Source organism: Streptomyces xanthophaeus, from assembly GCF_030440515.1.
In the GTDB taxonomy this organism is placed as follows: domain Bacteria; phylum Actinomycetota; class Actinomycetes; order Streptomycetales; family Streptomycetaceae; genus Streptomyces; species Streptomyces kutzneri.
The window spans coordinates 4,509,993-4,536,615 of the sequence record NZ_CP076543.1; the positions used below are offsets into that span (position 1 = coordinate 4,509,993).

The following is a 26,623-nucleotide window of genomic DNA, read 5'->3' on the forward strand; positions in this document are numbered from 1 at the left end:
GCCCCGGCCGAGGGAGCTCGGACGGGGCCCGTCGTGCACGTGCAGCCGGTGGGCGGCGGTCAGCCGCCGCACTGGCAGGGGGCGCCGGACTGGCAGCCGCAGCCGCAGCCGGAGCCGCACCCGCAGGCCGCGAGCAGCGGTAGCCGCAGCGGCTCCGGCCGCGGCGGCTGCTCCTGCTCCGGGGTGATGGGGACGGGGGAATCGGGCATGGTTCCTCCTCGCAGGGGCGGTGCCCCGCGGCATACGGGACTTCGTACGACGACCGCCCTCGCCCTCATTCATGCCCAGCGGTACCGGCGCGTCAACGGCGCATTGGGGCTCGGCGTGCCCGGGGTCCGGACGCCCTTCTTCCGGACCCCCCGCTTCCGGGGCCGGTGTCAGACGCCCTCGACCTGGGTCGGCTGCTGGAGGTCGTCCGCGTGCTCACCCGTGACCAGGTAGACCACGCGCTTGGCCACCGACACCGCGTGGTCCGCGAAGCGCTCGTAGTAGCGGCCCAGCAGGGTCACGTCCACGGCCGTCTCGATGCCGTGCTTCCAGCGGTCGTCCATCAGGTGCTGGAACAGCGTGCGGTGCAGCTGGTCCATCTCGTCGTCGTCCTGCTCCAGCTGGAGGGCGAGGTCGACGTCCTTCGTGATGATCACCTCGGCGGCCTTCGCCATCAGGCGCTGCGCCAGCTGCCCCATCTCCAGGATGGTGGCGTGCAGGTCCCGCGGCACGGCCCGGTCCGGGAAGCGCAGCCGGGCGAGCTTCGCCACGTGCTGGGCGAGGTCACCGCTGCGCTCCAGGTCGGCGCTCATCCGCAGGGAGGTCACGACGATGCGAAGGTCGGTGGCGACCGGCTGCTGGCGGGCCAGGAGGGCGATGGCGCGGGCCTCCAGGTCGTGCTGGAGGTCGTCGACCTTCTGGTCGGCGGCGATGACGCTCTCGGCGAGCTTCAGGTCGGCGTCGAGCATGGACGTCGTGGCCCGCCCGATCGCGGAGCCGACGAGCCGGGCCATCTCGACCAGGCCTTCTCCGATCGAGTCCAGTTCCTCGTGGTACGCGTCGCGCATGTCTCGTGTCCCTCTCTCGACCTACTACTGCGGTACTGCCCGTGGGCGGGCCGGGGCGGCCAGCGGCCCCACGTTGACACGGTGAGCCGCAAACGCGTCCGACTCCGGCACCACAAGTGAATCAACCCCGTCGTCAGGGTGAACTCTGGGCGACGACTGTTCGAGGTGCCACCCGAACGGCTGTGGAAGTGTCGTCGTGCCTGCTTAACCTGGATCCATGGACGTGAACGCGGCGGTCGCCGCAGCTGCAGCGATCGCCGGTCTTTGCACCGGTGTGATCGCGATGCTGGCGTTCCGCTGGAGCGAGCGCGACCAGGCCCGCCCCACCCGGAGCTCCATGCGCCCCGATCTCAACGCGGTGCTGCCGCCCGGCGTGGACACCGTCCTCTCCGTGCTGCGCTCCTCGGCGGTCGTACTGGACGAGGGCGACGCGGTGGTCAAGGCCAGCTCGGCGGCCTACGCCCTCGGCCTGGTCCGCGGCGGCAAGCTCGCCGTGGAGCCGATGCTCCACATGGCCCGCGACACCCGCCGCGACGGGGAGATACGACAGGTCGAGCTGGACCTGCCCCGGCGCGGTACCGGCCGGGGAGAGGCCCTCGCGGTCTCGGCACGCGTCGCCCCGCTCGGCTCCCGGCTGGTGCTCCTCCTGGTCGAGGACCTCACCGAGGCCCGCCGCATCGAGGCCGTACGCCGCGACTTCGTGGCCAACGTGTCCCACGAGCTGAAGACCCCGGTCGGAGCGATCTCCCTGCTGTCCGAGGCCGTCATGGACGCCGCGGACGACCCCGAGGCGGTCAGCCGCTTCGCGGGCCGCATGCAGATCGAGTCCACCCGGCTGATCAACCTCGTGCAGGAGCTCATCGACCTCTCCCGGGTACAGAACGACGACCCGCTGGAGGACGCCGAGCCCGTACGCGTGGACACGCTGGTCGCCGAGGCCATCGACCGCTGCCGCCACACGGCGTCCTCGAAGCAGATCACCATGGCCGCGGGCGGCACCGCCGACCTGCGCGTATGGGGCAACCGCGGACAGCTCGCGGCAGCCCTCGGAAATCTGGTCGAGAACGCCGTCAACTACAGCCCCGCCCGCACCCGCGTCGGCATCGCCGGACGCAGGGTGACGGCCCCTGGGGGAGACTTGATCGAGATCGCCGTGACCGACCAGGGCATCGGCATCCCGGAAAAGGACCGCGAGCGCATCTTCGAGCGCTTCTACCGCGTGGACCCGGCCCGCTCCCGAGCCACGGGAGGAACCGGCCTGGGCCTTGCGATCGTGAAGCACGTGGCGGCCTCGCACGGCGGGGAGGTGTCGGTATGGAGCTCGGAGGGCCAGGGTTCCACGTTCACCCTGCGACTCCCTGAAGCAGCCGCCCCGGCCCCGGCGGCGGCCCACGCCACCCACCCGACCCCTGCCTGACCCAACCGCTCCAGCCATTCCTGCCCCGGAGGTCCTTCCGTGACCCGAGTGCTCGTCGTCGAGGATGAGGAATCCTTCAGCGACGCCCTGTCCTACATGCTCCGCAAGGAGGGCTTCGAGGTCGCCATCGCCGCGACCGGGCCCGACGGGCTGGACGAATTCGAGCGCAACGGCGCCGACCTCGTCCTCCTCGACCTGATGCTTCCCGGCCTGCCCGGCACGGAGGTCTGCCGGCAGCTGCGCGGCCGCTCCAACGTCCCCGTGATCATGGTGACCGCCAAGGACAGCGAGATCGACAAGGTCGTCGGGCTGGAGATAGGAGCAGATGACTACGTCACCAAGCCCTTCTCCTCCCGCGAGCTGGTCGCCCGCATCCGCGCGGTCCTGCGCCGCCGCGGCGAACCGGAGGAGGTCACCCCGGCGGCGCTGGAGGCCGGCCCCGTACGGATGGACGTCGACCGCCACGTGGTCACCGTCTCCGGCGGCAAGGTGGACCTCCCGCTGAAGGAGTTCGACCTGCTGGAGATGCTGCTGCGCAACGCGGGCCGCGTGCTGACCCGTATGCAGCTCATCGACCGGGTCTGGGGCGCCGACTACGTCGGTGACACCAAGACGCTGGACGTCCACGTCAAGCGCCTGCGCGCGAAGATCGAGCCGGACCCGGGCGCGCCGCGCTACCTGGTCACGGTGCGCGGCCTCGGCTACAAGTTCGAGCCGTAGGCCGACGGCGTTCGCGCGGTCCGGGGCCGGCCGGAGGCCGGCACGGCGTCTCGAAGCCGGTGAGGCCCCCCGGGGCCTCGCCGTGCGAGGGGCGCACGCGGAAGGGGTTCGAGCCGTAGGCCGGACCCGGCCCTGAAGGCCGTACGGGAAGGGCCCCCACCCGCTGATGCGGATGGGGGCCCTTCCCGTATGCGTACGCGGGGTCCGCGTCAGTGGCCGGCGCTGTGCGAGGGGGAACCCGACGGCGTACCGGTGGCGCTGCCCGAGGCGGACCCGGACGGGGTGGCGCCCGCCACCGCGCCGGTGGCCCCGGCCGAGGGGGAGCCGGACGGGGAGCCCGAGGGGGAGCCGGACGGGGTGGCGGGCGCGGCCGGGGCCGCGGTCGGGCCGAACGGTGCGAACGCGCCGGTGGCCGGGACCACGAAGGCCTCCAGCTCGATGCCGCCCGTGCTGCTCAGCTGGAAGAGGACCTTCTGGACCTCGCCGTCCCGGACGGTCGCCGCGCCGTCCTCGATCACGGCGGAGGCGTTGCCCTTGCCGCCGATCACGACGTAGCCGAGGGCCGGCACGGTGACCTTGCCGGAGCCTTCGGCCGGCTTCAGCGCGACCTTGCCCTTGCCACCCGGGAGGGTGATGCCGTCAAGCGTCTCCGCCTTGGTGCCGTTGTTGAAGACCGTCGCGGAGACGACCGCGGGGCCCTTCTCGCCCTTCTGGCCCTGGGTGATCACCAGTGCGTTCTGGACCTCGATCTCGCCCTTGGAGGCGGCGGCGTTGTCCGGCTTGATCTGGAGGGTCTGCGCTTCCTGGCCCGCACCGCATGCGGCCAGCGAGGCGATCGAGAACACGACGGCAGTGGCGGCGAGGGCGCCGCGTCGAAGGCTGCGGCTCACGGCGGCGGCAACTCCTTGGACGAACGGAAGGGGCGGGTGGACGCTCGGAACGGCCGAGGTAAAGCCGCTCTAAGGGTGTGTCAGCGCGCTTAGGTTACCGAGCCGCCGCCCCGCCCCCGCACCCGACCCTCCGCAGCGCAGCCGCCGCCCTGGGAGCGCCCCGCGATCTTGCATTCCGCCGTGCCGTTCACCGTGCCGTTCGCCGAGCCGTTCACCGGGCCGATCTTGTGGCGTTCGCATATCGTGCGCCGCACCCCTGTTGATCAATTTCCGGATTCCCTCGAACGCACTTCGTGATCAATTCGGGATTGGGCCGGAACCCGCCCGGTGAGGGCGGCCGCCAGTCGGACGGAGTAGTTCGGTTTCTCGACTCCGAACCCGGCAAAACGGGACGTACGTCACACTGATGGGGGTGCCGGGCAGGTGTAGCGTGGCCCTTTCGCCTGGTCCGCGCAGCGCCCCCGACCTGCGAATACCCCCTTCCGGAAGCTCTCCGCAGCACGTTCGTGTCGCTGTTGTCAAGCCCCGAGATGTGCCCTGACCTGCGAAAACGCCATTCATAACAGTCAGTTCTCGTGTTACCCTGGATAGCCACGGAAGGGGTACCTGTCACATGACGTTCAAGGTTGGCGACACCGTGGTCTATCCCCATCACGGGGCCGCGCTGATCGAGGCCATTGAGACTCGTCAGATCAAAGGCGTGGACAAGACCTACTTGGTGCTCAAGGTCGCCCAGGGCGACCTGACGGTTCGTGTGCCTGCGGACAATGCGGAGTTCGTCGGCGTTCGCGACGTAGTCGGCCAGGACGGGCTGGACCGGGTCTTCGAGGTGCTTCGTGCACCGTATGCAGAAGAGCCGACGAACTGGTCCCGGCGCTACAAGGCAAATCTGGAGAAGCTCGCTTCTGGCGATGTCATCAAGGTCGCCGAAGTGGTGCGTGACCTGTGGCGTCGTGAGCGTGAGCGCGGGCTTTCCGCGGGTGAGAAGCGCATGCTCGCGAAGGCACGCCAGATTCTGGTGAGCGAGCTCGCGCTCGCTGAGAACACGAACGAGGACAAGGCCGAGGCCCTCCTCGACGAGGTGCTCGCGTCCTGACGCGAGTCCCCGTGCACCATTTGGTGCGCAGCTTGCCGCGGTGCCCGATGACAAGGTCTCTCCTCCACGAGAGGCCTGTTGCCGGGCGCTGCGGCATGTCTGTATCCGTACCTTTTGCCTTACTGCCTCACCGCCACCCTCTCGATGGCGTGCCGGGCCCGGGCAGCCTGCTCGACCGGTCGTCACGGAAGGGGCGAGGGGCGTCGCACCCGGCACCCTTCAGGCCATACCCATGTCGGCCGAAGTCACAAACCTGGCTCGGAGCTACTGATGTCTGACGTAACGCGTCCCCACCGCACCGCCGCGGTGATCCCGGCCGCCGGCCGGGGGGTACGCCTCGGTCCCGGTGCCCCCAAGGCCCTTCGGGCCCTCGGCGGCACCCCGATGCTCATCCATGCCGTACGCGCGATGGCCCGCTCCCGCGCGGTCTCCCTCGTGGTGGTCGTCGCCCCGCCCGCCGAGGCCGCCGAGGTGCGCCTGCTGCTGGACGAGCACGCGCTGCCCGAGCGCACCGAGCTGCTGGTCGTCCCCGGCGGGGAGACCCGCCAGGAGTCCGTCCGCGCCGGCCTGGACGCGCTGCCGCCGGACATCACCTCCGTACTCATCCACGACGCGGCCCGCCCGCTCGTTCCCGTGGACACCGTGGACTCGGTCGTCGAAGCCGTACGCGACGGAGCGCCCGCCGTGGTGCCCGCGCTGCCCCTGGCCGACACCGTCAAGGAGGTCGAGCCCGGCAAGCCCGGCGAGCCCGAGCCGGTCCTCGGCACGCCCGAGCGGGCCCGGCTGCGCGCCGTGCAGACCCCGCAGGGCTTCGACCTGGCCACCCTCCGGCAGGCGCACGCCGCGATCGCCGTCGACGGCGAGGGCGCCACCGACGACGCCGGCATGGTGGAACGCCTCGGTGTCACCGTCATGGTGATCCCGGGCCACGAAGAGGCCTTCAAGGTCACCCGCCCGCTCGACCTGGTCCTCGCCGAGGCCGTACTCGCCCGCAGGAGGGCCACCGATGGCTACTGAGCCGACCACGCACACCGCCCCGCTGATCCCGCTCGTCGGCATCGGCACCGACGTGCACGCCTTCGAGACCGGCCGCGAGCTGTGGTGCGCCGGCCTGCTCTGGGAGGGCGAGGACGGCCTCGCCGGGCACTCCGACGGCGACGTCGCCGCCCACGCCGCCTGCGACGCGCTCTTCTCCGCCGCCGGTGTCGGTGACCTCGGCGCGCACTTCGGTACCTCCCGCCCCGAGTGGTCCGGCGCCGCCGGTGTCACCCTTCTGGCGGAGGCGGCCCGTATCGTCCGTGCCGAGGGCTTCGAGATCGGCAACATCGCCATCCAGGTGATCGGCGTACGCCCGAAGATCGGCAAGCGGCGCGAAGAAGCACAGAAGGCGCTCGCGGCCGCCGCCGGCGCCCCCGTCTCCGTGTCCGGCACCACCACCGACGGGCTGGGGCTCACCGGCCGCGCCGAGGGGCTCGCCGCGATCGCCACGGCCCTCGTGTACCGGACGAACCGGTCCTGATCCCTCGTAGCGGCCGTACATCTTCGGCAACAAAGGTGCCCCGGGTCCCGAAAGGGTCGCGGGGCACTGCTACAGGGCCACTACCCTGGATGCCGTGACTATTCGCCTGTACGACACCAGCGCCCGGCAGATCCGCGACTTCACCCCGCTCACCGCGGGCTGTGTCTCGATCTACCTGTGTGGCGCCACGGTGCAGGCCGCCCCGCACATCGGGCACGTCCGCTCGTACCTGAACTTCGACGTCATGCGCCGCTGGTTCGCCTACCGCGGCTACGACGTGACCTTCATCCGCAACGTCACCGACATCGACGACAAGATCATCGCCAAGGCGGCCGAACAGGGCGGCCCCTGGTGGTCCATCGGCTACGAGAACGAACTGGCCTTCAACTCCGGCTACGACGCGCTCGGCTGCCTGCGGCCCACCTACGAGCCGCGCGCCACCGGGCACGTCCCGGAGATGATCGAGATGATGCGCGGGCTCATCGAGCGCGGCCACGCGTACGAGTCCGAGGGCAACGTCTACTTCGACGTGAAGTCCTTCCCCGGCTACCTCTCGCTCTCCCGCCAGGAGCTCGACAACATCCGTCAGCCGGAGAGCACCGGCGAGACCGGCAAGCGCGACCCGCGCGACTTCGCCATGTGGAAGTCCGCCAAGCCCGGCGAGCCCTCCTGGGAGACCCCGTGGGGCCGCGGCCGTCCCGGCTGGCACCTGGAGTGCTCCGCCATGGCGCACAAGTACCTCGGTGAGGCCTTCGACATCCACGGTGGCGGGCTCGACCTGATCTTCCCGCACCACGAGAACGAGATCGCCCAGGCCCAGGCCTTCGGCGACGAGTTCGCGAAGTACTGGGTCCACAACGCCTGGGTGACCATGTCCGGCGAGAAGATGTCCAAGTCGCTGGGCAACTCCGTCCTCGTCTCCGAGATGGTCAAGCAGTGGCGCCCGATCGTCCTGCGCTACTACCTCGGCACCCCGCACTACCGGTCGATGATCGAGTACAGCGAGGAGGCCCTGCGCGAGGCCGAGTCGGCCTTCGCCCGGATCGAGGGCTTCTACCAGCGCGTCATCGAGAAGGCCGGCGGCCCCGTCGAGCCGGCGGGCGAGGTCCCGCCCGCCTTCGCCGAGGCCATGGACGACGACCTGGGCGTCCCGCAGGCGCTCGCGATCGTCCACACCACCGTCCGCCAGGGCAACAGCGCGCTCGCCGCCGACGACAAGGACGCGGCCATCGCGCGCCTGTCCGAGGTACGGGCCATGCTGGGCGTCCTCGGCCTGGACCCGCTCGACCCCCACTGGGACGGCGGGAACGGCTCCGACCGCGGCGAGGAGCTCCACGGCGCCGTGGACACCCTCGTGCGACTCGTCCTGGAGCAGCGCGAGTCCGCCCGGGGCCGTAAGGACTGGGCGACCGCCGACGCGATCCGCGACCAGCTCCAGCAGTCCGGGCTGGTCATCGAGGACAGCCCCACGGGTCCGCGCTGGACGCTCGGCCCCCGCTGAGCCCAGGCAGCTGAGCTTGGTGTGCTGCCCGGAGCTCCGGGCGGCACACTCTTCATACGTACATACCGCAGCACCAACGAAAACAGGTAGAAGTCATGGCCGGGAACAGCCAGCGCAGGAACCGCCGCACGTCCAACAAGAAGGGCGCGACGGTCGGCAGCGGTGGCCAGCGGCGCAAGGGTCTGGAAGGCAAGGGCCCCACGCCCAAGGCCGAGGACCGCAAGAAGCACAAGGCGAACCGCATCGCCAACGCCATGGCCCGCCAGGCCGCCAAGCGCCGCCCCGCCCCGCGCCGCGGCGGCCCCAAGGGCACCAGCGAGATGGTCGTCGGCCGCAACCCGGTCTTCGAGGCGCTGCGCGACGGGGTCCCGGCCACCACCCTCTACGTCCAGCAGTTCATCGACAACGACGAGCGCGTCCGCGAGGCCCTCCAGCTCGCCGCCGAGCGCGGCAACATCAACCTGATGGAAGCCCCGCGCCCCGAGCTCGACCGCATGACCAACGGGCTCAACCACCAGGGCCTGGTCCTCCAGGTCCCGCCGTACGAGTACGCGCACCCGGAGGACCTCACCGCCGCCGCGTACGACAACGGCGAGGACCCGCTGATCGTCGCCCTCGACGGGGTCACCGACCCGCGCAACCTCGGCGCGATCGTCCGTTCCGTCTCCGCCTTCGGCGGCCACGGCGTGGTCATCCCCGAGCGCCGGGCCGCCGGCATGACCGCCGGTGCCTGGAAGACCTCGGCCGGCACCGCCGCCCGCACCCCGGTCTCGCGCGTCACCAACCTGACCCGCGCCCTCCAGGACTACAAGAAGGCCGGCATCACCATCGTCGGCCTCGCGGCCGAGGGCACGAAGACGGTCAACGACCTGCCCGAGCTGGCGGGCCCGGTCGTCATCGTCGTCGGCTCCGAGGGCAAGGGTCTCGGCCGCCTCGTCGGCGAGAACTGCGACTACCTCGTCCGCATCCCGATGCCGGGTGGCGCCGAGTCCCTCAACGCCGGTGTCGCCGCCGGTGTGGTCCTCTACGAGGCGGCCCGCCGCCGTGCCGACCGCGGCCGCGTCTGATCCCCGTACGGCGGATCCCCGCGCGGCGGATCCCTCGCGCGACTGATCCACTTGGCTCACGGAATATGACTCGTGAGCGTGTCACCCCGCCCGATTCGGGCGGGGTGGCTTGATCTTGACGGGTCTCGGACACATCCCTGACGTCAAGGCAGTGTCCTAAACACTGATCACTCGGTTAGATGAGTGTGGACACCAGAACGTCAGGGTTCGACGACCAGCCCGCGCTGAGCATGGTCAAGGTGCCGTGCGACCCCGCACAGGTCATCGTCAACCACGCCAGCTTCCGCGTGCGGCTCGCACCGAGCCCGAGCGCGCGTTCCAAGCCCGCGAAGGCCCCCGGCCGCGCACCCGTTCTGGGTGGCGCCGTGGTGGCGGCCGCCGGGGCCACCCGCCGCCGGGCCCCCGTGGTCTGGAGCGGCAAGTCCGACGCCGGCGACGCCGCCGCCATGGGCGGACTGCTCCAGGCCGTCCGTGAGGCCGGCCGCGGACACGACGAGTACGACGGCGGCGCCACCCAGGTCATCCCCCGCGTCGACCTGGCCCACGACCTCGCCGAGGACACCCTCGCCACGCCGACCGTCATCGGCCAGCGCAGCTACGGGGACCCCGCCGAGACCCGCCCGCTGGCCGCCGTACGCGACCTGCCCTACCAGCAGGAGCCGCCCGGCTCCGGTCCCGGATCCGGTCCCGGGGCCGACTCCCGACGGGCCGGCCCCGACACCCGCGGCCAGGCCTCCTACTACCCCGGCCGCCGGATGAACCTCGGCGTCGTGCTGCTCCCGCTGCGCGTCTTCCTCGGCTTCATCTCGATCTACGCCGGCATGGGCAAGCTGTGCGACCCCGTCTACTTCGACGGCGGCGAACGCGGCTCCATGGTCACCTGGCTGCACACGCTGAACCCCTGGGCACTCGCCGAGCCGCTGCGCGACTTCGCCCTCGCCCACCCGGTCGGCGCGGGCCTGAGCGTGGCCTTCCTCCAGGTCATCGTCGGCGTGCTCACGGTCTTCGGCCTGTGGCAGCGGTTCGCCGCCTGCTTCGGGGCGCTGCTGTCCGCCGCACTGCTGATGACGGTGAGCTGGAAGACCGTCCCGGCCTACGACGCGCCCGACATCATCTACCTCGCCGCCTGGAGCCCGCTGATCATCGCCGGCGCCCCGGTCTACTCCCTCGACGGACGCCTCGCCGGTGAGGCCTGGCGCACCCTCGGCCCGCGTTCCGAGATCTGGCGGCTGCGGCGGCGCGTACTGCGCCGCGGGGCCGTCATGGCCACCGTCGTGTGCGGGCTGACCCTGCTCGTCGGCTCGCTCCTCGGCGGCGCCGTCCGCTCCTCCACCGTCGTCACCGTCCCCGGGCCGGGTGAAGCCCCCAGCAACTACCTGCCCGGCCGTCCGCTGCCGCAGCAGGCGCCGGCCGTTCCGCAGCCCGGCCAGCAGCAGCCCACGAAGCCGCCGACCAAGGCCGCCTCGCCCTCGGCCAGCGCGACCGAGCCCGCCGCCAAGTCCGGGAAGACCGCGTCCGGCAGCCCCTCCAAGGGGACTTCCGGGACGCGCTCCGAGTCGCCCGCCGCGACGCGCGGCAGCACCGGCAAGCAGCAGCAGACCCCGCGCAGCACCCCCCGGCAGTCCTCCTCACCGAAGCAGCCGTCCTCCTCCGCGGGGAGCAGCACGGGCGGCGGGGCTCCGGCCCCCAAGCAGCCGGGCCTGATCGGCGGGCTCATCGGCTGACACCGCACAGGGAAACGGGGCCCGGCACGCGCGCGCGTGCCGGGCCCCCGTGCGTGTGCCGGGCGCGCGAAGCCGCGTACGTACGGGCACCGGGTCGGGCCGTGCGGGGCCTCAGGCGCCCTTCTGCGCCGCCAACTCCCGGGCGGCCTCGGTGAGGTCCTTCGCCGTGTCGATCGCCCGCCAGTAGGCCCCCTGCGGCAGCGGGAAGCCCGCGAGGCGCCGCTCACGGGCCAGCCGCGGGAACGTCGTGCGCTCGTGGTCCCCCAAGTCCGGGAGCAGGGCGACGAATTCGGGGCTGAAGACGTACACGCCGGCGTTGACCGGATAGGGCGAGGGCGGCGCCTCGATGAAGTCCAGCACCTGCCCGAACTCGTTGGTCTCCACGACCCCCCACGGGATCCGCGGCCGGGCCAGCGCGAGCGTGGCCACCGCGTCGCGCTCCGCGTGGAAGGCGGCCATCTCGCGGAGCGAGAAGCGGGTCCAGATGTCGCCGTTGGTCGCGTACCAGGCCCCGTCGGGATGCGGGAGGTGCCGGGCGGCGTACTTGAGACCGCCGCCGCGCCCCAGCGGCTCCTCCTCGACCACCGTGGTCACGCGCAGCGGCAACCGGGCCCCGGCGAGCCACTCCTGGAGCACCTCGGCCAGGTGCCCGCAGGAGACCACGGCGTCCGTGACCCCCTCGGAGGCCAGCCAGGCCAGCTGGTGCCCGATGATCGGCACCCCCGTCCCCGGGATCTCGACCATCGGCTTCGGACGGTCGTCCGTGTACGGACGCAGCCGCGAACCCTGGCCGCCCGCCAGGACGACGGCCTGGGTGGGGGCGGCGGGGAACGCGGCTGCGGAGGGAGCGGGCGGAGCGGATGGAGCGGATCGGTGGTCGTCGGTCATGACGGCCAGCGTAGGGAGGTGGCGCGCGTCAGCCCATGGAGGCGACGCCGGAGGCGTACGAGGTGTCGCAGACGGGCCGGGCGAACGACTGGGCCTTCGTGGGGCCGTACGCGTCCACGGCGGCCCGGCCCAGCGCCCGCGCGATCCCCACGCAGTGCTCGGCGAGCGACGGCCGCCGGTCCACCTCCTGCTGGAGGTGGGTGAGTACGTCGTCCGGCCGCCCGCCCTGCTGCAGCTCACCGACGAGCTGATCGCGCAGCACCTCGTGCGCGGCACGCGGCTTCGCGGGGACGGAGACGTCCTCGGCGGAGGCGGTCAGGATCTGGGAGGACGACGTGTCCGCCCAGGGGACCATGGTGACCGCGAGGGTCCCGGACAGGACCAGGACGACGGGCAGGACCAGGGCGAGGGAACGGCCGATACGGCGGGCAGTGTGGGTCACGAGGGCGAGAGTAGCGCTCGGTGAAGATTTGGCGACATTTAGTCACCCTGTCGGGGGATGGTTCGACGTGGTTTTTCGAATTAGGGGTTGACGGTTGGGGCCGAATGGCCCGGTCTGCCGGGGTTCCTGCCGTGCGTCCCGGCGGGCGGCGGACGGGCAACGGACGCCGAAGGGGCGCCCCTTGACGGGACGCCCCTCCAACGACGGCGAAACCTGCGGGAGCTGCTAGGCCGAGAGCCGCTCGCCGGAGGAGGTCGAGAAGACGTGGATCTCGTCCGCACGCGGCACCACGTGGAGGCTGGAGCCCTTCTCCGGGACCTGGCGGCCGCCCACACGGACCACGAGGTCCTGCGAGCCCTCGGCGGAGGTCGTGGAGCCGTAGACGTAGCCGTCGGCGCCGAGTTCCTCGACGACGTTCACGACGATGGTCAGACCGCCGGTCTCGGCGACGTCGAAGTGCTCCGGGCGGACGCCGACCGTGACGGTGCGGTCGCCCGCGTCGGCCGCCGCGGACAGCGCCTCGCGGGACACCGGGACGACGCTGTCGCCGAACTTCACACCGCCGTCGGTGATCGGGACCTCGACCAGGTTCATGGCCGGCGAACCGATGAAGCCGGCGACGAAGAGGTTCGCCGGGCGGTCGTACATGTTGCGCGGGGTGTCGACCTGCTGCAGCAGCCCGTCCTTCAGGACCGCCACGCGGTCGCCCATCGTCATGGCCTCGACCTGGTCGTGGGTGACGTAGACGGTGGTGATGCCGAGGTCGCGCTGGAGCGCCGCGATCTGCGTGCGGGTGGAGACGCGGAGCTTGGCGTCGAGGTTCGACAGGGGCTCGTCCATGAGGAACACCTGCGGCTTGCGCACGATGGCGCGGCCCATGGCGACGCGCTGGCGCTGACCGCCGGAGAGCGCCTTCGGCTTCCGGTCGAGGTACTGGGTGAGGTCGAGCATCTTCGCCGCGTCCTCCACCTTCTTGCGGATGGTGGCCTTGTCCTCGCCGGCGATCTTGAGCGCGAAGCCCATGTTGTCGGCGACGGACATGTGCGGGTAGAGCGCGTAGTTCTGGAACACCATCGCGATGTCCCGGTCCTTGGGCGGCAGGTGCGTGACATCGCGGTCACCGATGCGGATGGCGCCGCCGTTGACGTCCTCCAGGCCGGCCAGCATGCGCAGCGAGGTGGACTTGCCGCAGCCGGACGGGCCGACGAGGACGAGGAACTCGCCGTCCTGGATCTCCAGCTCGAGCTGGTCGACGGCGGGCTTGTCGCCGCCGGGGTACAGCCGGGTCGCCTTGTCGAAAGTGACAGAAGCCATGGTGATGAATCCCTTCTACCGGCAGGAACGTGCCGGACGATCCGAGTGGAAGGAAGAATGGGTCTAGTCCACCAGGTGGACTTCCGCTCGACGCTACCCGCCGGGACGGCTCCTGTCAGCACCGGGAAGGTGTCGAATTTCGCATTACGCGATGTGGGCCGCTGTGTAGAGTGAGGGCGGTTGCGCCTCCTTAGCTCAGCTGGCCAGAGCAACGCTCTTGTAAAGCGTAGGTCGTCGGTTCGAATCCGACAGGGGGCTCCGAGGAAGTACACCAGAGGCCCTGTCGTCCGAGCGGACGGCAGGGCCTCTGACCGTTCGGGGGCTGTCCGTCAGGGGAGGCGGGAATGGTCGCGCGGTACGTCGTCTCACCGCACGGGGGCCGGCGCGCCCACCGGGACATCACCTCCGCCCTCGCCGAGGCGGCCAGGCGCGGCCGGGCGGCGGTGATCGAGATCGAGCCCGGCCACTACGAGGAGACGCTCACCGTCCGCGGCGAGGTCCGCCTGATCGCGGTCGGGGGGCCCGGTTCGGTCGTGGTGGCACGGCCCCGGGGCGCCGTCCTGGACTCCTTCGCGCCGGCGGTCGTCCAGGGGCTCGTCCTCGTCGGCCGGGACGCCGACGTGGTGGGCTGCCACGCGGGGACGCTGACGCTGGAGCAGACCGAGATCCGGGCCTACGACGGTGTCGCGCTCCACGCCCGGCCGGGCACCTCGGTGACGCTGCGGGACAGCACGGTCCTGCACGGCCGGGTCCTGCTCGCGGGGGCCGCCGGGCTCGTCGAGCGCTGCCGGTTCACCGACGCCGCGGACAACGCGCTCGCCGTGATCGACGGCGGCCGGCTCTCGGTCGCAGGCAGCCGGATCGAGGGCAGCCGGATCCACGGGATCCGCGTCAGCGGCGGGCAGGCCCGGATCGAGGGATGCGTGCTGACCCGCACCGGGATGGCCGCGGTCTTCGCGGGCGCGCAGGCGGAACTGACCGTGACCGACTGCCTCGTCGAATCCGTGGAGGCGGAGGGCATCGCGTACATCGAGCAGTCCCGGGGCCGCGTGGAGCGCACCCGCGTCGTGGACGCGCAGTTCGGGATCGCGGTGGCGAGCGGCGCCGACCCGGTGGTGCGCGACTGCGTGCTCACCGGCTGCCGCGACACCGGCCTCGACATCAACAACGGCGGCCGCGGCCGGTTCGAGAACTGCGAGATCTCCGGAGCGGGCAACGTCGCCGTCTACGTGACCCGGGGCGGCGCCCCGGAGGTCCACGGCTGCCGTGTCACCGGTGGCAAGGTCGGCGTCGCCGTCACCGACGGCGGCCGCGGCCGGTTCACCCGGATCGAGGTCCGGGACCTGACCAGCGCCGCCCTGCGGGTCCACGACGGGGCCACCGCCGTCTTCGAGCACGTCACGGTGGAACGCTGCCCGTCCGGGCTGGAGACCAAGGGGAACGGCGGCACACAGGCCGAGGTCACCGACGGGGTGATGCGGGACATCGACATGGCCGCGGTGACCGCTCTCGGGCAGACCTGGGTGACGCTGCGCCGGATGTCGGTGGAGCGGGCGGCGCTCGCCTTCGGCGCCGGGGAGGAGTCCCAGTTGCTCCTGCACGACTGCCGGGCCGAGGCGGTGACCACCGGCGGGGCGGCCGCCTTCGGCAGCGCACGGGTCGTCGCGCGGAACCTCACCGTGACCGGCAGCGACGGACTGGGCGTCTTCGCGAGGGACTCCGCCCGGCTGGAGGCCGTCGGCGTCACCCTCGCCGACTGCGCGGTGAGCGGCGCGAGCTTCGTCGACCGGGCCGGAGGCCGGCTGGAGGGCTGTTCCGTGACCGGGACGGGGCAGCTCGGCATCCTGCACAACGGGCTCGTCGACCTGGCCGGACTGCGTACGTCGCTGCCGGTGCTCGAAAAGGCCGTCCGGACCGAACCGGACCCGACGGTCGTCCACCACCACTACGAGGGACCGGTCTTCAACGGCCCGGTCCGCGATGTCCAGCTGGCGTGGAACAACGTCCACGCCGTCCTGAACCAGACGACGAACGAGGACGGTAACCGCACATGAGCGATCAGCAGCAGAACGCCGACCGGTCCGGGCCGGTCTTCCACGGCGCCGTCTCCGGAGCCCAGTTCGCCTGGGGCAACGACAGCGTCACCCAGAACCAGCAGAACAACACCGCGCCCGCGCCCGGCTCCGAGGCCGCCGTCGCCGCCCTCGCCGCCCTCGTCGCCGACCTGCTGCGGCAGCTCCCCGAGGCGGGTCTGCCCGGCCGGGACCGCGAGGACGCCGAGGCCGCCGCCCAGGACGTCCTCGCGGAGGTCGCCGGGACGGGCGAGCCCGACCAGGGCCGGCTGCGCCGCGCCCTGGCCGCGCTCAAGGGAGCCCTGGCACCGGTGGCGACCGGAGTGGTGGCCGGGACGGCGGTGGGGGCGCAGGAATGGGCCCGGACGGCGATCGAGGGCCTGACCTCGGCCGTCTGATCAGTGACGGCCCGAGATCCGGTCGGCCAGGCGGGCCAGCGGGGTGGTCGTCGGGCGGTGGGTGGTGCTCTCGTGACGGTCCGCCTCGCGGTAGGCGGCGTAGAGGGCCTGGACGCCGAGCCAGCGCAAGGGTTCCGGCTCCCAGCGGCGGACGCGGTGGCCGACCCAGGGCAGGGCGGTCAGTTCGGTGGACTCGCCGAGGACCAGATCGCGCAGGGTGCGGGCCGCGAGGTTGGAGGTGGCGACGCCCGAGCCCACGTAGCCGCCCGCCCAGCCCAGGCCCGAGGCGCGGTCCAGGGCGACGGTGGCGCACCAGTCCCGGGGCACGCCGAGCACACCCGACCAGGCATGGGTGATCTCCGTACCCGCGAGCTGCGGGAAGAAGGAGGTCAGGAGGGTGGTCAGGGCGGAGACGGTGGCCGGCTGGGTCCGGCCGTCGTGGTCGGTGCGGGAGCCGAAGCGGTACGGGACCCCGCGGCCGCCGATCGCGATCCGGTCGTCCGCGGTGCGCTGGGCGTACATGTACGCGTGGGCCATGTCGCCGAGGAGCGTGCTGTCCGACCAGCCCAGCCGGGACCAGGTCTCGGCGGGGAGCGGGGCCGTCACGATCATCGAGGAGTTCATGGGGAGCCATGAGCGCTTCTGGCCCTTGAGGGCGGCGGTGAAGCCCTCGGTGCAGCGCAGTACGTAGGGGGCGCGGACGGTGCCGTACGGGGTGACGGCCCGGCGCGGGGCGATCTCGGTGACGGGCGTGGACTCGTGGACGACCACCCCGAGGGCTTCGACGGCGGCGGCCAGCCCCCGGACCAGCTTCAGGGGATGGATGCGGGCGCCGTGGGGGCTCCAGCTGGAGCCGACGGCGTCGGCGATGTCGATGCGGGCGCGGGTGGCGGGGGCGTCGAGGAGTTCGCGGTCGCTCTCGCCGAAGGCGGCCTCGTGGGCGTGGAAGGCCTTCAGGCGGCTGAGCTGGGCGGGGGTGCGGGCGACTTCGAGGACGCCGCCGCGGTGGATGTCGGCGTCGATCCCTTCCTTGGCGGTGACGTCGATGACCTCGGTGACGGTCTCGTTCATGGCCTGCTGAAGGCGGCGGGCGGCCGGCCGGCCGTGGAGGGCGGCGTAGCGGTCGCGGCCGGCGATGCCGTTGTAGAGCCAGCCGCCGTTGCGGCCGGAGGCGCCGTAGCCGCAGAACTTCTGTTCCAGGACGGTGATGCGGAGGTCGGGGGCGGCGCGCTTGAGGTAGTAGGCGGTCCACAGGCCGGTGTAGCCGCCGCCGACGATGACGACGTCGGCCGTGGTGTCGGCGGTGAGGGGTGCGCGGGGTGGGGTGGCCGGGGTGCCGGGTCGCTCGGACGCGTACCAGAAGGAAATACCGCCGTTGATCGTCATGGGGGATTTGGTACACCTCGTTCCGGGAGGGTGTCCAGGGACGAGATGTCGTGCGTCGGGCCGGTGGGGGTGGCCGTCTGCCGGGTGCCCTGCGGGCGGCTCGGCGGTGTATGGCGCGCTGCCGTGTGCCGGGTGCGGGCCGTGTGCCGGGCTCTGCCCGGACCCGCGCCTCAAACGCCGGCGAGGCTGAAGATGAGGGCTTGTCGGTTGGTGGCGGGGTGGGGGGCCGGGGCGGGGTGTCTCCTCGGCTCGGCGCGTGCGGGCTTGTCTCGGTTGTTCTCGGTGGTTGCGCGCTCGTCCTGCGGGGACACCCCGCCCCGTCCCCCCACCCCTCACGCCGTCGCTGTCGAAGCCCTGCCGTGGGGTGGGGGCACGCAGGAGGGTCCCCGCAGGACGAGGCGCGACCGCGGCCGCCTGGCCGTGACAAGCCCGAAGGCGCCGAGCCGAGGAGATCCTCGTGCGGGGCACCGGCCCACCCTTTGAAGCCCCGCCGGCGATTGAGGCGCGGGTCCGGGCGGAGCCCGGCGGGGATCCGGACCCGCCGTACACCGAGCACCCCGCAGGGGCAACGGCCCGCACCGGACACACCGCCGAGCTCCGGGCTACGGTCACGGCATGGTCGAGATTCCTCAGGCGTTGATCGAGGCGCAGGTCACGTACAACGGGGACGCGGGGCGGGAGTTCATCGCCGCGTTGCCCGGGCGGGCCGCGCGGTTTCTGGAGCGGTGGGAACTGCGGCGGACCGGGCCGGTGATGCACGGGGTGACGGCGCTGGTGTTGCCGGTGGAGCGGGCCGACGGGAGTGGGGCCGTGCTGAAGCTGGTGGCGGTGGACGAGGAGAGCGTGGGGGAGCCGGTCGCGCTGCGCGCGTGGGACGGGGAGGGGTGCGTACGGCTGCTGGAGCACGACGTGGACACCGGGACCCTGCTGCTGGAGCGGTTGGACGAGGGGCGGGATCTGGCGGCGCTCGCGCGTGAGGACGCGCGGCAGGCGGTGGTGGTGGTCGGGGAGCTGTTGGCGCGGCTGACGGCGGTGCCGGCTCCGGCCGGGCTGCGGGGGCTCGGTGAGATGGCCGCCGGGATGCTGGAGGAGGTGCCGCGGGCGCTGGGGCAGTTGGTGGAGGCGCGGGATCGGCGGTTGCTGACGGACTGCGCGGCGGCGGTGGCGGAGGTCGTGGGGGAGCCGGGGGACCGGCTGCTGCACTGGGATCTGCACTACGGGAACGTGCTGGCGGGCGGCCGGGAGCCGTGGCTGGCGATCGATCCGAAGCCCTTGGCGGGCGATCCGGGTTTCGATCTGATGCCGGCGATCATCAACAACTTCCGGGCCGGGGACGTGCGGTGGCGGTTCGACCTGCTGGCGGAGGTGGCGGGGCTGGAGCGCGAGCGGGCGCGGGCCTGGACGCTGGGGCGGGTGCTGCAGAACTGCCTGTGGGACGTGGCGGACGGTGACGTGCGGCTGGACGAGGAACAGTTGACGGTCGCCGAGGTGCTCCTGGAGCGGTGACGGGCGGTCAGGGTTCCAGGACGACCTTGCCGGTGGTGGCGCGGGTTTCGAGGTCGTGGTGGGCGGTGGCGGCCTCGGCGAGCGGGTAGCGGGTCACGGCGGGGCGCAGGCGGCCTGCGGCGGCCTCGGCGAGGGCGCGGGTCTCCAGGACGCGCAGGGGGTCGGGGGCGCCGACCCGCTGGAGCATCGTGGGGCCGAGGACGCCCTGGGTGGTGATGGCTCGCGCGTCGAGGTCGGCGCGTTCGGTGTCGGTGAGGTGGAGGGGGCCGCCGGACCAGCCGAAGACGAGGTGGCGGGCGCCGGGGGCGAGGAGGCCGAGGGCGGTGCGGGCGGTTGCGCCGCCGACGGAGTCGAAGAGGACGGTGGCGCCGTCGGGGTGGTGGGTGCGTACGGCGTCGGCCCAGCCGGGGTCGGTGTGGTCGAGGGCGAGGTGGGCGCCGTTGGCGGAGGCCCGGGCGGTTTTGGCGGGGCCGCCGGCGAGGGCGACGACGGTGGCGCCGGCGTTGACCGCGTACTGGACGAGGAGGGTGCCGATGCCGCCGGCGGCGGCGGGGATCAGGGCGACCGAGTCCGGGCCGAGGTCGGCGAACTGCAGGATCCCGAGAGTGGTGCGGCCGGTGCCGATCATGGCTACGGCTTCGGCGGGGTCGAGGCCGGGCGGTACGGGGTGCAGGCGGTCGGCGTCGGCGACGGCGTACTGCGCGTAGCCGCCGGGGGCGAAGCCGAGGTGGACGACGACGGTGCGGCCGAGCCAGGCGGGGTCGGTGCCGGGGCCGAGGGCGTCGACGGTGCCGGCGACCTCGCGGCCGGGGATGGTGGGGAGCTCGGGGAGCGGGGCGGGCGGCCCCTGGACGCCTCGGCGGAGGCTGGTGTCCAGGAGGTGGACGCCGGCTGCGGCGACGGCGATGCGGACCTGGCCGGGGGCGGGGACGGGGGCGTCGGTGTGCTCGTAGGAGAGGTTCTCGGCGGGGCCGAAGGCGTGGAGGCGGATGGCGCGCATGGTGGTCATGGCGACCACGGTGCGACCTCGAGCGGGGTTGAGGTCAAGGGCGGCCGTTGTCAGTGGGGTGGTTCACGATGGGGGTATGGCGCGCAAAGGACAGCAGGGGCGGCAGCAGACGGTGAAGGCGGCGCGGCGGCCGGAGCTGAGGCTGCCGCAGCTGATGGTGTGGGACGGGGGTGAGCTGGAGCCGGACGGGGACTACGACGGGGTGGAGTTCGCGGATCTCGACCTGGCGGGGCAGGAGGGGATCGGGTCCCGGTTCATGGACTGCGCGGTGCGGCGGTGTGCGCTGGACGAGGCGGGGCTGGCGAAGGCGCGGGTCCTGGATTCGGTGCTGGAGGGGGTCCGGGGGGTGGGGACGGACCTGTCGGGGGCCTCGCTGCGGGACGTGGAGGTGGTGGACGCGCGGCTGGGCGGGGTGCAGCTGCACGGGGCGGTGCTGGAGCGGGTGGTGGTTCGCGGGGGCAAGATCGACTACCTGAACCTGCGGAAGGCGCACCTCAAGGACGTGGTCTTCGAGGGGTGCGTGCTGGTGGAGCCGGACTTCGCGGGAGCGGTGCTGGAGCGGATGGAGTTCCGGGACTGTGCGCTGCGGGGGGTGGATTTCAGCGGGGTGCGGATGGCGGACGTGGATCTGCGGGAGGCGTCCGTGCTGGAGATCGCGCGGGGGGTGGAGGCGCTGGCCGGGGCGGTGATCAGCCCGGCGCAGCTGTTCGACCTGGCCCCGGCGCTTGCTTCCCAGCTGGGGGTGCGGGTGCTGGCGTAGCCCCGCCGGGTGCTGCCCGGCCCCGCACCTCGAACACCGGCGGGCCGGGATGGTGGGGTGGTTGCGGCGTATGGCCGAGTGGGTTGGTGCCCGGGCGGGTGGGGTGTCTAACGTCGCAGGCAGACACATCGGTGCACGAGGCCTGTGGAGGTGTCATGTCCCATCGGGGCCGCCGGCTGGCGGGCGCCTGTGCCGGTGCGGTCGCGCTCGGTCTGCTCGTCGTGTGGGTCGTCCTCGGCACACCGCCGCCGCGGCACGGGGCCGGGGGCAGCGCGGGGACCGAGGGCGCCGAGGGCTCAGGGACCGCCGTGGGCGCCTATCTCCACTACGGCTCGCCCGGCGTCGAGCGGATGCAGGAACTCTCGCGGTGGCTCGGCGGTGCCGAGCTGCGCGCCGGGCACACCTATCTGCCCGGCGACACCTGGGAGAACATCGAGGGGGCACCCGATTCCCTGCGCACCTGGGCACGGTGGCGCAACGAGCGGGCCGATCGGCTGTTCGTCCTGAACGTGCCCATGCAGGAGCGCAACGAGGCCGGTGTCCCCGACGGCCGGGTCGCGGAGCTGATCCGCTCCGGCGCCCAGGGGGCGAACGACCACCACTTCCGGCAGCTGGCCCGGCGTCTGGTCGACCTCGGGGTGCCGGACACGGTGATCGTCCTCGGCTGGGAGATGAACGGCTTCAACTACACCCACCGGTGTCGTCCGGACCCCGAGAACTGGAAGACGTACTGGCGGCGCATCGTGGCCGCCATGCGTTCGGTGGAGGGGCAGCGGTTCCTCTTCGACTACGCCCCCAACCGAGGGAGTGACGCGATCGCCTGGACCAGCTGCTATCCCGGTGACGACGTGGTCGACGTCGTCGGTATGGATTCCTACGACCAGGAGCCCGGCCGTACCTTCGACGAGCAGGTCACCCAGCCCTACGGACTCCAGCAGCAGGTCGACTTCGCGAAGGCGCACGGCAAGCAGATCTCGTACCCCGAATGGGGGCTGTTCCGGCACGGGGACAACCCCGAGTACGTGCGGTCCATGCTGGCCTGGTTCGCCGAGCACGAGCCGCTCTACCAGAGCATCACCGACTACTGCCCGCACGGCGTGTGGCAGTGCGGGCAGAACCCGCGCTCCACACAGGTGTTCCGGGAGTTCCTGTCCGGCGGGCCGGTCTGACTACGCCGGGACGCGGGGGAAGCGGGCCTGGAGGGTCCAGATGGCCGGGTTGTCGGCGAGGCCGTCGTGCATGTCGATCAGGTCCGCGATGAGGTCGTGCAGGAAGTCGCGGGCCTCGCGGCGCAGCAGGCGGTGGCTGAAGGTCAGCGGGGCTTCCTCGGCCGGCATCCAGTCGGCTTCGACGTCGACCCATCCGAAGCGGCGCTCGAAGAGCATCCGGTCCGTGGACTCGGTGAAGTCGAGTTCGGCGTACTGCCGGTTGGCGGAGCGGTTGCCGCGGGGGTCCTTGTCGAGCTGTTCGACGATGTCGCACAGGGCCCAGGCGAAGTCCAGTACGGGCACCCATCCCCAGGCTGTGGACACTTCCCGGTCCGCGTTGGTGTCGGCGAGGTAGACGTCCCCGCAGAACAGGTCGTGCCGCAGGGTGTGGACGTCCGCGGAGCGGTAGTCGGTCTGCGGGGGGTCGGGGAAGCGCCGGGAGAGGGAGTAGCCGATGTCGAGCACGTAGCCGATGGTGTCACGGGTGCCGGGGGCGTTCACCTCCGGTGTCAGGGCAGGAGGCGTTGTTCCTTGGCCACGGAGACGGCGCCCGCGCGGGTGTCGACGCCGAGCTTGTCGTAGATGCGGCCCAGGTGGGTCTTGACGGTGGCCTCGCTGATGAACAGGGCGCGGGCGATGTCGCGGTTGCCCAGGCCCCGGGCCAGCTGGCCGAGGATGTCGAGTTCGCGGTCGGTCAGGGTGGGGCGGGTGCCGCGCATGTGGGCCATGACCCGGCTGGCCACCGGCGCGGACAGGGTGGTGCGGCCCTGGGCCGCGGAGTGGATGGCGGCGAAGAGCTCCTCCGGGCGTTCGGCCTTGAGGAGGTAGCCGGTGGCGCCGGCGCCGATCGCGCGGGTGATGTCCGCGTCGGTGTCGTAGGTGGTGAGGACCAGGACGTGCGGGGGCCGGGGGAGCGCCGTGATGCGGCGGGTGGCCTCGACGCCGTCGATGCCCTCGCCGAGCTGGAGGTCCATCAGGACCACGTCGGGGTGGAGCTTCGCGGCGAGGGCGACGGCCTCCTCGCCGCTGCCCGCCTCGCCGAGGACCTCGATGTCGGGCTCGCTGCCGAGCAGGGCCAGGAGTCCGGCGCGGACCACCACGTGGTCGTCGCAGAGGAGGATCGTGGTCATGGGGCCGGCTCCAGGGGGATGGCCGCGGAGAGGACGGTGCCCTCGCCCGGCGTGGATTCGATCGTCAGGGTGCCGCCGAGCTGGCGGACGCGGGCCCGCATGGCCGGGAGGCCGTGCCCGCGGTCGGCGGCGTCGGCGCGGGGTTCGGTGAAGCCGTGGCCGTCGTCGGCGACGTCCAGGACGACCTGGTCGCCCAGGAAGCTCAGGGTGAGTGCGGCCGTACGGGCGCCGGAGTGCTCGCGGACGTTGGCCAGCGCGCCCTGGGCTATGCGCAGCAGGGCGGACTGGACGCGGTCGGGGAGCGGGGCCGGGGTGCCTTCGAGGTGGAAGCGGACCTCGATCTCCGGGCCGGCGTCGAGGGAGCGCAGGGCTTCGGCGAGGCCGGCGCCGTCGGCGAGCTCGGGCGGTGCCAGGTCGTGGACGAGCCGGCGGGCCTCGGCGAGGCCGTGTGCGGCGATGCCGGTGGCGGTACGGACGTGGGCGCGGGCGGTGGCCGGGTCGGTGTCCCAGGTGCGGTCCGCGGCCTGGAGGAGCATCTGCTGGCTGGACAGGTTCTGGGCGAGGGTGTCGTGGATCTCCATGGAGAGCCGCTGCCGTTCGGCGAGGGTGCCTTCGCGGCGTTCGGTGGCGGCCAGCTCGCGGCGGGTGCGGATCAGGTCGTCGATGAGGGTGCGCTGGGCCTGGGCCTGGCGTTCCATGTGGACGAAGACGGCGGTGGCGAGGGCGGCGACGGCGGGCGGGGCCAGGAGGAGGTTGGGGTCGAAGGATTTGGCCAGCTTGAGCTGGGCGATCACCACGAAGCCGGTGAGGAGGGCCACGAGGACGATGGCTGCGCGTGGCGGGAGGGTGCGCAGCGCGGTGAAGAACAGCGGTACGGCGCACCAGGCGAAGCTCGGCGCGAGGACGACCAGGACCATCCAGGTGGTGACGACGAGGCCGAGCCACAGCAGCCGCCGGGCGGTGGGGGCGGCGCCGAGGGCGGGGCCGAGGACGTAGAGCAGGGCCAGGGTGACGCTGAGGGCGATGATCCACGGGGTGCGGGGTTCGCCGGGGTGGCGCAGCAGGAAGCGGACCACCGAGGCGCCGAGGAGCAGGAAGAACGCGGTGTGGGCGACCGTGGTCAGTGTTCGGGTGTCCGGCTTGCTGGTGGGGTGGCTCACCGGTTGCTCCTGGTGTGCGGGGGTCGCGTTCATTGTCGCCTGCGGCGTCGTTCCGGGGCTCCGCCCCGCGCCCCGCGCCTCGATCGTCGGCGGGGCTTGGGGGAGCGGCGGGGCTGAAGGGGTAGGCGGGGCCCGCGGGGCCGTGACCAGGAAATACCTCGCCGGAGGCGGGCCGCATCGACCGATCGGACGACCCTCGGGTCAGCCGGTGGGGTGGGTGGGGCGAGCCGGTACGGGGACGGGGTGCGGGGGGTTCCGGGCCGAGGCTTGGAGCAGTGAAGGAGCCGGTCCGACCGGCCCGGACCGACCCGATGCCGACCCCGTGCCACCGTGCCACCGTTCTCAGGAGCAGAGATGAACACCCGCACCCGCGTTCTCACCGGTACCGCCCTCGCCGTCGCCCTGGGCGCCGGAGCCTTCGGTGCCGTGAGCGCCAGCGCGACCCCCGCCTCCGACGTCGCTTCGGCGTCCGTCGCCTCGAAGAAGGACGGGCCGGCCGACAAGAACTTCACCACGACCACGCACCTCACCATCGACGCCGCGACCCGCGCCGCCGAGGCCGCTCTGAAGGCCGCCGAGTCGGAGAACCAGAAGGTGACGGTCGCCGTCGTCGACCGCAACGGCAACACCATCGTCACCCTGCGCGGAGACGGCGCGGGTCCGCAGTCCTACGAGTCGGCGCAGCGCAAGGCCTTCACCGCCGTGTCCTGGAACGCCCCGACCTCGGTGCTCGCGGGCCGGCTGGCCCAGACCCCGAACCTGAAGGACATCCCGGGCACCCTCTTCCTCGGTGGCGGCACCCCGGTCCAGGCGAACGGCGCGCCCGTCGCCGGTGTCGGTGTGGCCGGCGCCCCGAGCGGTGACCTGGACGAGAAGTTCGCCAAGGCGGGCGTGGACGCGCTCGGCAAGTAGCCCGCCCGGCCGGCCCGCCTAGGATCGAGTGCGTGGAACCCCGTGCTCTCTCCCGCCTCGCCGCCCCTGCCGTCGCCGCCCTGCTCGCCCTCACCACGGGGTGTACGGGGGACACGGTGCAGGGGCGGCCGGGTGCGTCGGGGCTCCGTGATCCGTACTTCCCCCGGGCCGGGAACGGCGGCTACCAGGTCGACCACTACGCGCTGGACCTGGACTACGACCCCGCCGACGGGCAGCTGCACGGTACGGCCGTGATCACCGCCCGTGCCGAGCAGGCGCTCAGCTCCTTCAACCTGGACTTCAGCGGCCTGGACGTCGAGGGCGTGACCGTCCAGGGCGAGGGGGCCCGGTACAACCGGACCGGCAACGAGCTGACCGTGCGCCCCGCCGAGGACCTGGAGAAGGGCGAGGTCTTCCGTACGGAGGTCGACTACAGCGGGAAGCCGAAACCCCTCGCGGATCCGGACGGCTCCAAGGAGGGCTGGATCACCACGGCGGACGGTGCGGTCGCCGTCGGCGAGCCGGTCGGTTCGATGACCTGGTTCCCCGGCAACCACCACCCGAGCGACAAGGCCGCGTACGACATCACCCTCACCGTTCCGCGTGGCTACGAGGCGGTGTCGAACGGCGAGTTGCGCTCCCGTACCGAGGACGCGGACGGGCGGACGGCCTTCGCGTGGCACAGTCCGGAGCCGATGGCGAGCTATCTGGCGACCGCCGCGATCGGGCCGTACAAGGTGACGACCGGGCGGACGCCCTCGGGGACCGGCCTCTACAGTGCCGTGGCGCCCGGGGAGGAGGCCGCGAGCACCGGTCCGCTCGCACGGCTGCCGGAGATGGTGGAGTGGGGCAGCGGCCGGTTCGGCCCGTACCCCTTCGCCACGGCGGGAGCGATCGTGGCGCCCGCCGGGACCCTCGGCTACGCGCTGGAGACCCAGGGCCGGCCCGTCTACTCCGGCGCGCCCAAGAACGAGGAGCTCGTCGTGCACGAGCTCGCGCACCAGTGGTTCGGCGATTCGGTGTCGCCGAAGTCCTGGAAGGACATCTGGCTCAACGAGGGCTTCGCGACCTACGCCGAGTGGCTGTGGGCCGAGGACCACGGCGGGCCCACGGCGCGGCAGCACTTCGAGGCGTTCCTGGCCGGGGACACGGACGTGGACGAGGACGCCGGTGTCGACTGGGACGCCTTCCCGCCGGCCTCCCCGCCCGGGCCCAAGGAGATCACCGCGGCCCCGGTGTACTACCGCGGCGCGATGGTCCTGCACCGGATCCGGCAGGAGGTGGGCGACGACACGTTCTTCGCCCTGGTGCGCGGCTGGGCCGCCGACCACCGGCACGGGAACGCGAGCACGGCCGAGTTCACCGCCTACGCCGAGGAGAAGACGGGGCACGACCTGAAGAAGGTCTGGGACGTGTGGCTGTACGGGAAGGAACGCCCCGCGTAGGGGT

25 protein-coding genes, 1 tRNA gene and 1 pseudogene are annotated in these 26,623 nt (G+C 72.4%); 16 read left to right on the forward strand and 11 right to left on the reverse strand.

Features of this window, described 5'->3' with window-relative positions:
* Window positions 1-59: 59 nt before the first annotated feature.
* Window positions 60-209, reverse strand: a complete 150-nt coding sequence (locus KO717_RS19955; protein ID WP_167344738.1) for a hypothetical protein — start codon at window positions 207-209, stop codon at window positions 60-62.
* Window positions 210-377: 168 nt separating this feature from the next.
* On the reverse strand, window positions 378-1,055 hold the full coding sequence (gene phoU, locus KO717_RS19960) for a phosphate signaling complex protein PhoU (RefSeq protein ID WP_030009600.1): 678 nt from the start codon (window positions 1,053-1,055) through the stop codon (window positions 378-380).
* Window positions 1,056-1,272: 217 nt separating this feature from the next.
* On the opposite strand from phoU, the gene KO717_RS19965 reads away from it, so the two are divergent.
* Both KO717_RS19965 and KO717_RS19970 read left to right on the forward strand, forming a co-directional pair.
* Window positions 1,273-2,472 carry a sensor histidine kinase gene (locus KO717_RS19965; protein WP_301369635.1) on the forward strand — a complete coding sequence of 400 codons (1,200 nt, stop codon included), beginning with the start codon at window positions 1,273-1,275 and terminating at the stop codon, window positions 2,470-2,472.
* A 39-nt stretch (window positions 2,473-2,511) separates the two neighbouring features.
* On the forward strand, window positions 2,512-3,192 hold the full coding sequence (locus KO717_RS19970; RefSeq protein ID WP_030009598.1) for a response regulator transcription factor: 681 nt from the start codon (window positions 2,512-2,514) through the stop codon (window positions 3,190-3,192).
* A gap of 209 nt (window positions 3,193-3,401) precedes the next feature.
* Here the strand turns inward: KO717_RS19970 and KO717_RS19975 are convergent, their stop codons facing one another.
* Complete coding sequence (locus KO717_RS19975) at window positions 3,402-4,082, reverse strand: DUF461 domain-containing protein (RefSeq protein WP_301369639.1); 681 nt, start codon at window positions 4,080-4,082, stop codon at window positions 3,402-3,404.
* A gap of 613 nt (window positions 4,083-4,695) precedes the next feature.
* Here KO717_RS19975 and KO717_RS19980 point away from each other — a divergent pair.
* The 6 genes from KO717_RS19980 to KO717_RS20005 all read left to right on the forward strand — a co-directional run bounded on the left by KO717_RS19980 (window position 4,696) and on the right by KO717_RS20005 (window position 10,989).
* Window positions 4,696-5,178, forward strand: coding sequence for a CarD family transcriptional regulator (locus tag KO717_RS19980; protein WP_003953493.1), 483 nt, complete (start codon window positions 4,696-4,698; stop codon window positions 5,176-5,178).
* Between the two features lie 270 nt (window positions 5,179-5,448).
* The gene (ispD, locus tag KO717_RS19985) at window positions 5,449-6,195 is read left to right on the forward strand and encodes a 2-C-methyl-D-erythritol 4-phosphate cytidylyltransferase (RefSeq protein ID WP_301369922.1); all 747 of its coding nucleotides are present in this window, start codon (window positions 5,449-5,451) and stop codon (window positions 6,193-6,195) included.
* Window positions 6,185-6,697, forward strand: a complete 513-nt coding sequence (ispF, locus tag KO717_RS19990) for a 2-C-methyl-D-erythritol 2,4-cyclodiphosphate synthase (protein ID WP_301369923.1) — start codon at window positions 6,185-6,187, stop codon at window positions 6,695-6,697. The genes ispD and ispF overlap by 11 nt, the downstream gene beginning before the upstream one ends.
* Before the next feature lie 94 nt (window positions 6,698-6,791).
* On the forward strand, window positions 6,792-8,198 hold the full coding sequence (gene cysS / locus KO717_RS19995; protein WP_301369925.1) for a cysteine--tRNA ligase: 1,407 nt from the start codon (window positions 6,792-6,794) through the stop codon (window positions 8,196-8,198).
* Window positions 8,199-8,293: 95 nt separating this feature from the next.
* Window positions 8,294-9,265 (forward strand): 23S rRNA (guanosine(2251)-2'-O)-methyltransferase RlmB, encoded by a 972-nt coding sequence (gene rlmB / locus KO717_RS20000; RefSeq protein WP_301369926.1) that lies wholly within the window; start codon window positions 8,294-8,296, stop codon window positions 9,263-9,265.
* Window positions 9,266-9,444: 179 nt separating this feature from the next.
* Complete coding sequence (locus KO717_RS20005) at window positions 9,445-10,989, forward strand: DoxX family membrane protein (RefSeq protein ID WP_301369927.1); 1,545 nt, start codon at window positions 9,445-9,447, stop codon at window positions 10,987-10,989.
* A 111-nt stretch (window positions 10,990-11,100) separates the two neighbouring features.
* Here KO717_RS20005 and KO717_RS20010 read toward each other — a convergent pair whose 3' ends face one another.
* The 3 genes from KO717_RS20010 to KO717_RS20020 form a co-directional block, all read right to left on the reverse strand.
* Complete coding sequence (locus tag KO717_RS20010) at window positions 11,101-11,877, reverse strand: nucleotidyltransferase family protein (protein WP_301369929.1); 777 nt, start codon at window positions 11,875-11,877, stop codon at window positions 11,101-11,103.
* A 28-nt stretch (window positions 11,878-11,905) separates the two neighbouring features.
* A complete protein-coding gene (locus KO717_RS20015; protein WP_301369930.1) occupies window positions 11,906-12,319 on the reverse strand; it encodes a hypothetical protein in 414 nt (137 codons plus the stop codon).
* Between the two features lie 225 nt (window positions 12,320-12,544).
* The gene (locus tag KO717_RS20020; RefSeq protein WP_301369932.1) at window positions 12,545-13,633 is read right to left on the reverse strand and encodes an ABC transporter ATP-binding protein; all 1,089 of its coding nucleotides are present in this window, start codon (window positions 13,631-13,633) and stop codon (window positions 12,545-12,547) included.
* Window positions 13,634-13,817: 184 nt separating this feature from the next.
* Here KO717_RS20020 and KO717_RS20025 point away from each other — a divergent pair.
* The 3 genes from KO717_RS20025 to KO717_RS20035 all read left to right on the forward strand — a co-directional run bounded on the left by KO717_RS20025 (window position 13,818) and on the right by KO717_RS20035 (window position 16,103).
* A tRNA-Thr gene (locus tag KO717_RS20025) sits at window positions 13,818-13,891 on the forward strand.
* An 86-nt stretch (window positions 13,892-13,977) separates the two neighbouring features.
* A complete protein-coding gene (locus KO717_RS20030) occupies window positions 13,978-15,687 on the forward strand; it encodes a right-handed parallel beta-helix repeat-containing protein (RefSeq protein ID WP_301369933.1) in 1,710 nt (569 codons plus the stop codon).
* The gene (locus KO717_RS20035; protein ID WP_301369935.1) at window positions 15,684-16,103 is read left to right on the forward strand and encodes a hypothetical protein; all 420 of its coding nucleotides are present in this window, start codon (window positions 15,684-15,686) and stop codon (window positions 16,101-16,103) included. The genes KO717_RS20030 and KO717_RS20035 overlap by 4 nt, the downstream gene beginning before the upstream one ends.
* On the opposite strand, the gene KO717_RS20040 is transcribed toward KO717_RS20035, so the two are convergent.
* The gene (locus tag KO717_RS20040) at window positions 16,104-17,489 is read right to left on the reverse strand and encodes an NAD(P)/FAD-dependent oxidoreductase (RefSeq protein WP_301369936.1); all 1,386 of its coding nucleotides are present in this window, start codon (window positions 17,487-17,489) and stop codon (window positions 16,104-16,106) included.
* Window positions 17,490-18,104: 615 nt separating this feature from the next.
* Here KO717_RS20040 and KO717_RS20045 point away from each other — a divergent pair.
* Window positions 18,105-18,995: an aminoglycoside phosphotransferase family protein gene (locus KO717_RS20045; RefSeq protein ID WP_301369938.1), complete on the forward strand. Its 891-nt coding sequence runs from the start codon at window positions 18,105-18,107 to the stop codon at window positions 18,993-18,995.
* Window positions 18,996-19,002: 7 nt separating this feature from the next.
* Here KO717_RS20045 and KO717_RS20050 read toward each other — a convergent pair whose 3' ends face one another.
* On the reverse strand, window positions 19,003-19,995 hold the full coding sequence (locus tag KO717_RS20050; protein ID WP_301374626.1) for a zinc-binding dehydrogenase: 993 nt from the start codon (window positions 19,993-19,995) through the stop codon (window positions 19,003-19,005).
* A gap of 85 nt (window positions 19,996-20,080) precedes the next feature.
* On the opposite strand from KO717_RS20050, the gene KO717_RS20055 reads away from it, so the two are divergent.
* Both KO717_RS20055 and KO717_RS20060 read left to right on the forward strand, forming a co-directional pair.
* Window positions 20,081-20,764, forward strand: a complete 684-nt coding sequence (locus tag KO717_RS20055; protein WP_301369939.1) for a pentapeptide repeat-containing protein — start codon at window positions 20,081-20,083, stop codon at window positions 20,762-20,764.
* 155 nt (window positions 20,765-20,919) lie between these two features.
* A pseudogene (locus tag KO717_RS20060) lies at window positions 20,920-21,918 on the forward strand (glycosyl hydrolase); the annotation flags it as partial.
* A 15-nt stretch (window positions 21,919-21,933) separates the two neighbouring features.
* Here KO717_RS20060 and KO717_RS20065 read toward each other — a convergent pair.
* The 3 genes from KO717_RS20065 to KO717_RS20075 are packed head-to-tail and all read right to left on the reverse strand — an operon-like array spanning window position 21,934 to window position 24,295.
* Window positions 21,934-22,437, reverse strand: a complete 504-nt coding sequence (locus KO717_RS20065) for a hypothetical protein (protein WP_079405330.1) — start codon at window positions 22,435-22,437, stop codon at window positions 21,934-21,936.
* A 44-nt stretch (window positions 22,438-22,481) separates the two neighbouring features.
* Window positions 22,482-23,102, reverse strand: coding sequence for a response regulator (locus KO717_RS20070; RefSeq protein WP_030009243.1), 621 nt, complete (start codon window positions 23,100-23,102; stop codon window positions 22,482-22,484).
* Window positions 23,099-24,295, reverse strand: a complete 1,197-nt coding sequence (locus tag KO717_RS20075) for a sensor histidine kinase (protein ID WP_437184535.1) — start codon at window positions 24,293-24,295, stop codon at window positions 23,099-23,101. The genes KO717_RS20070 and KO717_RS20075 overlap by 4 nt, the downstream gene beginning before the upstream one ends.
* 321 nt (window positions 24,296-24,616) lie before the next feature.
* On the opposite strand from KO717_RS20075, the gene KO717_RS20080 reads away from it, so the two are divergent.
* Complete coding sequence (locus KO717_RS20080; RefSeq protein ID WP_301369943.1) at window positions 24,617-25,174, forward strand: GlcG/HbpS family heme-binding protein; 558 nt, start codon at window positions 24,617-24,619, stop codon at window positions 25,172-25,174.
* A 32-nt stretch (window positions 25,175-25,206) separates the two neighbouring features.
* A complete protein-coding gene (locus KO717_RS20085) occupies window positions 25,207-26,619 on the forward strand; it encodes a M1 family metallopeptidase (RefSeq protein ID WP_301369945.1) in 1,413 nt (470 codons plus the stop codon).
* Window positions 26,620-26,623 lie beyond the last annotated feature (4 nt).

Excerpts from the sequence above, each read along its gene's own strand:
- KO717_RS19955 (WP_167344738.1), bottom strand. The coding sequence starts at position 209 with ATGCCCGATTCCCCCGTCCCCATCACCCCGGAGCAGGAGCAGCCGCCG.
- phoU (WP_030009600.1), bottom strand. The coding sequence starts at position 1,055 with ATGCGCGACGCGTACCACGAGGAACTGGACTCGATCGGAGAAGGCCTG.
- KO717_RS19965 (WP_301369635.1), top strand. The coding sequence starts at position 1,273 with ATGGACGTGAACGCGGCGGTCGCCGCAGCTGCAGCGATCGCCGGTCTT.
- KO717_RS19980 (WP_003953493.1), top strand. The coding sequence starts at position 4,696 with ATGACGTTCAAGGTTGGCGACACCGTGGTCTATCCCCATCACGGGGCC.
- ispD (WP_301369922.1), top strand. The coding sequence starts at position 5,449 with ATGTCTGACGTAACGCGTCCCCACCGCACCGCCGCGGTGATCCCGGCC.
- ispF (WP_301369923.1), top strand. The coding sequence starts at position 6,185 with ATGGCTACTGAGCCGACCACGCACACCGCCCCGCTGATCCCGCTCGTC.
- rlmB (WP_301369926.1), top strand. The coding sequence starts at position 8,294 with ATGGCCGGGAACAGCCAGCGCAGGAACCGCCGCACGTCCAACAAGAAG.
- KO717_RS20005 (WP_301369927.1), top strand. The coding sequence starts at position 9,445 with ATGAGTGTGGACACCAGAACGTCAGGGTTCGACGACCAGCCCGCGCTG.
- KO717_RS20010 (WP_301369929.1), bottom strand. The coding sequence starts at position 11,877 with ATGACCGACGACCACCGATCCGCTCCATCCGCTCCGCCCGCTCCCTCC.
- KO717_RS20020 (WP_301369932.1), bottom strand. The coding sequence starts at position 13,633 with ATGGCTTCTGTCACTTTCGACAAGGCGACCCGGCTGTACCCCGGCGGC.
- KO717_RS20030 (WP_301369933.1), top strand. The coding sequence starts at position 13,978 with ATGGTCGCGCGGTACGTCGTCTCACCGCACGGGGGCCGGCGCGCCCAC.
- KO717_RS20035 (WP_301369935.1), top strand. The coding sequence starts at position 15,684 with ATGAGCGATCAGCAGCAGAACGCCGACCGGTCCGGGCCGGTCTTCCAC.
- KO717_RS20040 (WP_301369936.1), bottom strand. The coding sequence starts at position 17,489 with ATGACGATCAACGGCGGTATTTCCTTCTGGTACGCGTCCGAGCGACCC.
- KO717_RS20045 (WP_301369938.1), top strand. The coding sequence starts at position 18,105 with ATGGTCGAGATTCCTCAGGCGTTGATCGAGGCGCAGGTCACGTACAAC.
- KO717_RS20050 (WP_301374626.1), bottom strand. The coding sequence starts at position 19,995 with ATGCGCGCCATCCGCCTCCACGCCTTCGGCCCCGCCGAGAACCTCTCC.
- KO717_RS20055 (WP_301369939.1), top strand. The coding sequence starts at position 20,081 with ATGGCGCGCAAAGGACAGCAGGGGCGGCAGCAGACGGTGAAGGCGGCG.
- KO717_RS20070 (WP_030009243.1), bottom strand. The coding sequence starts at position 23,102 with ATGACCACGATCCTCCTCTGCGACGACCACGTGGTGGTCCGCGCCGGA.
- KO717_RS20075 (WP_437184535.1), bottom strand. The coding sequence starts at position 24,295 with ATGAACGCGACCCCCGCACACCAGGAGCAACCGGTGAGCCACCCCACC.
- KO717_RS20080 (WP_301369943.1), top strand. The coding sequence starts at position 24,617 with ATGAACACCCGCACCCGCGTTCTCACCGGTACCGCCCTCGCCGTCGCC.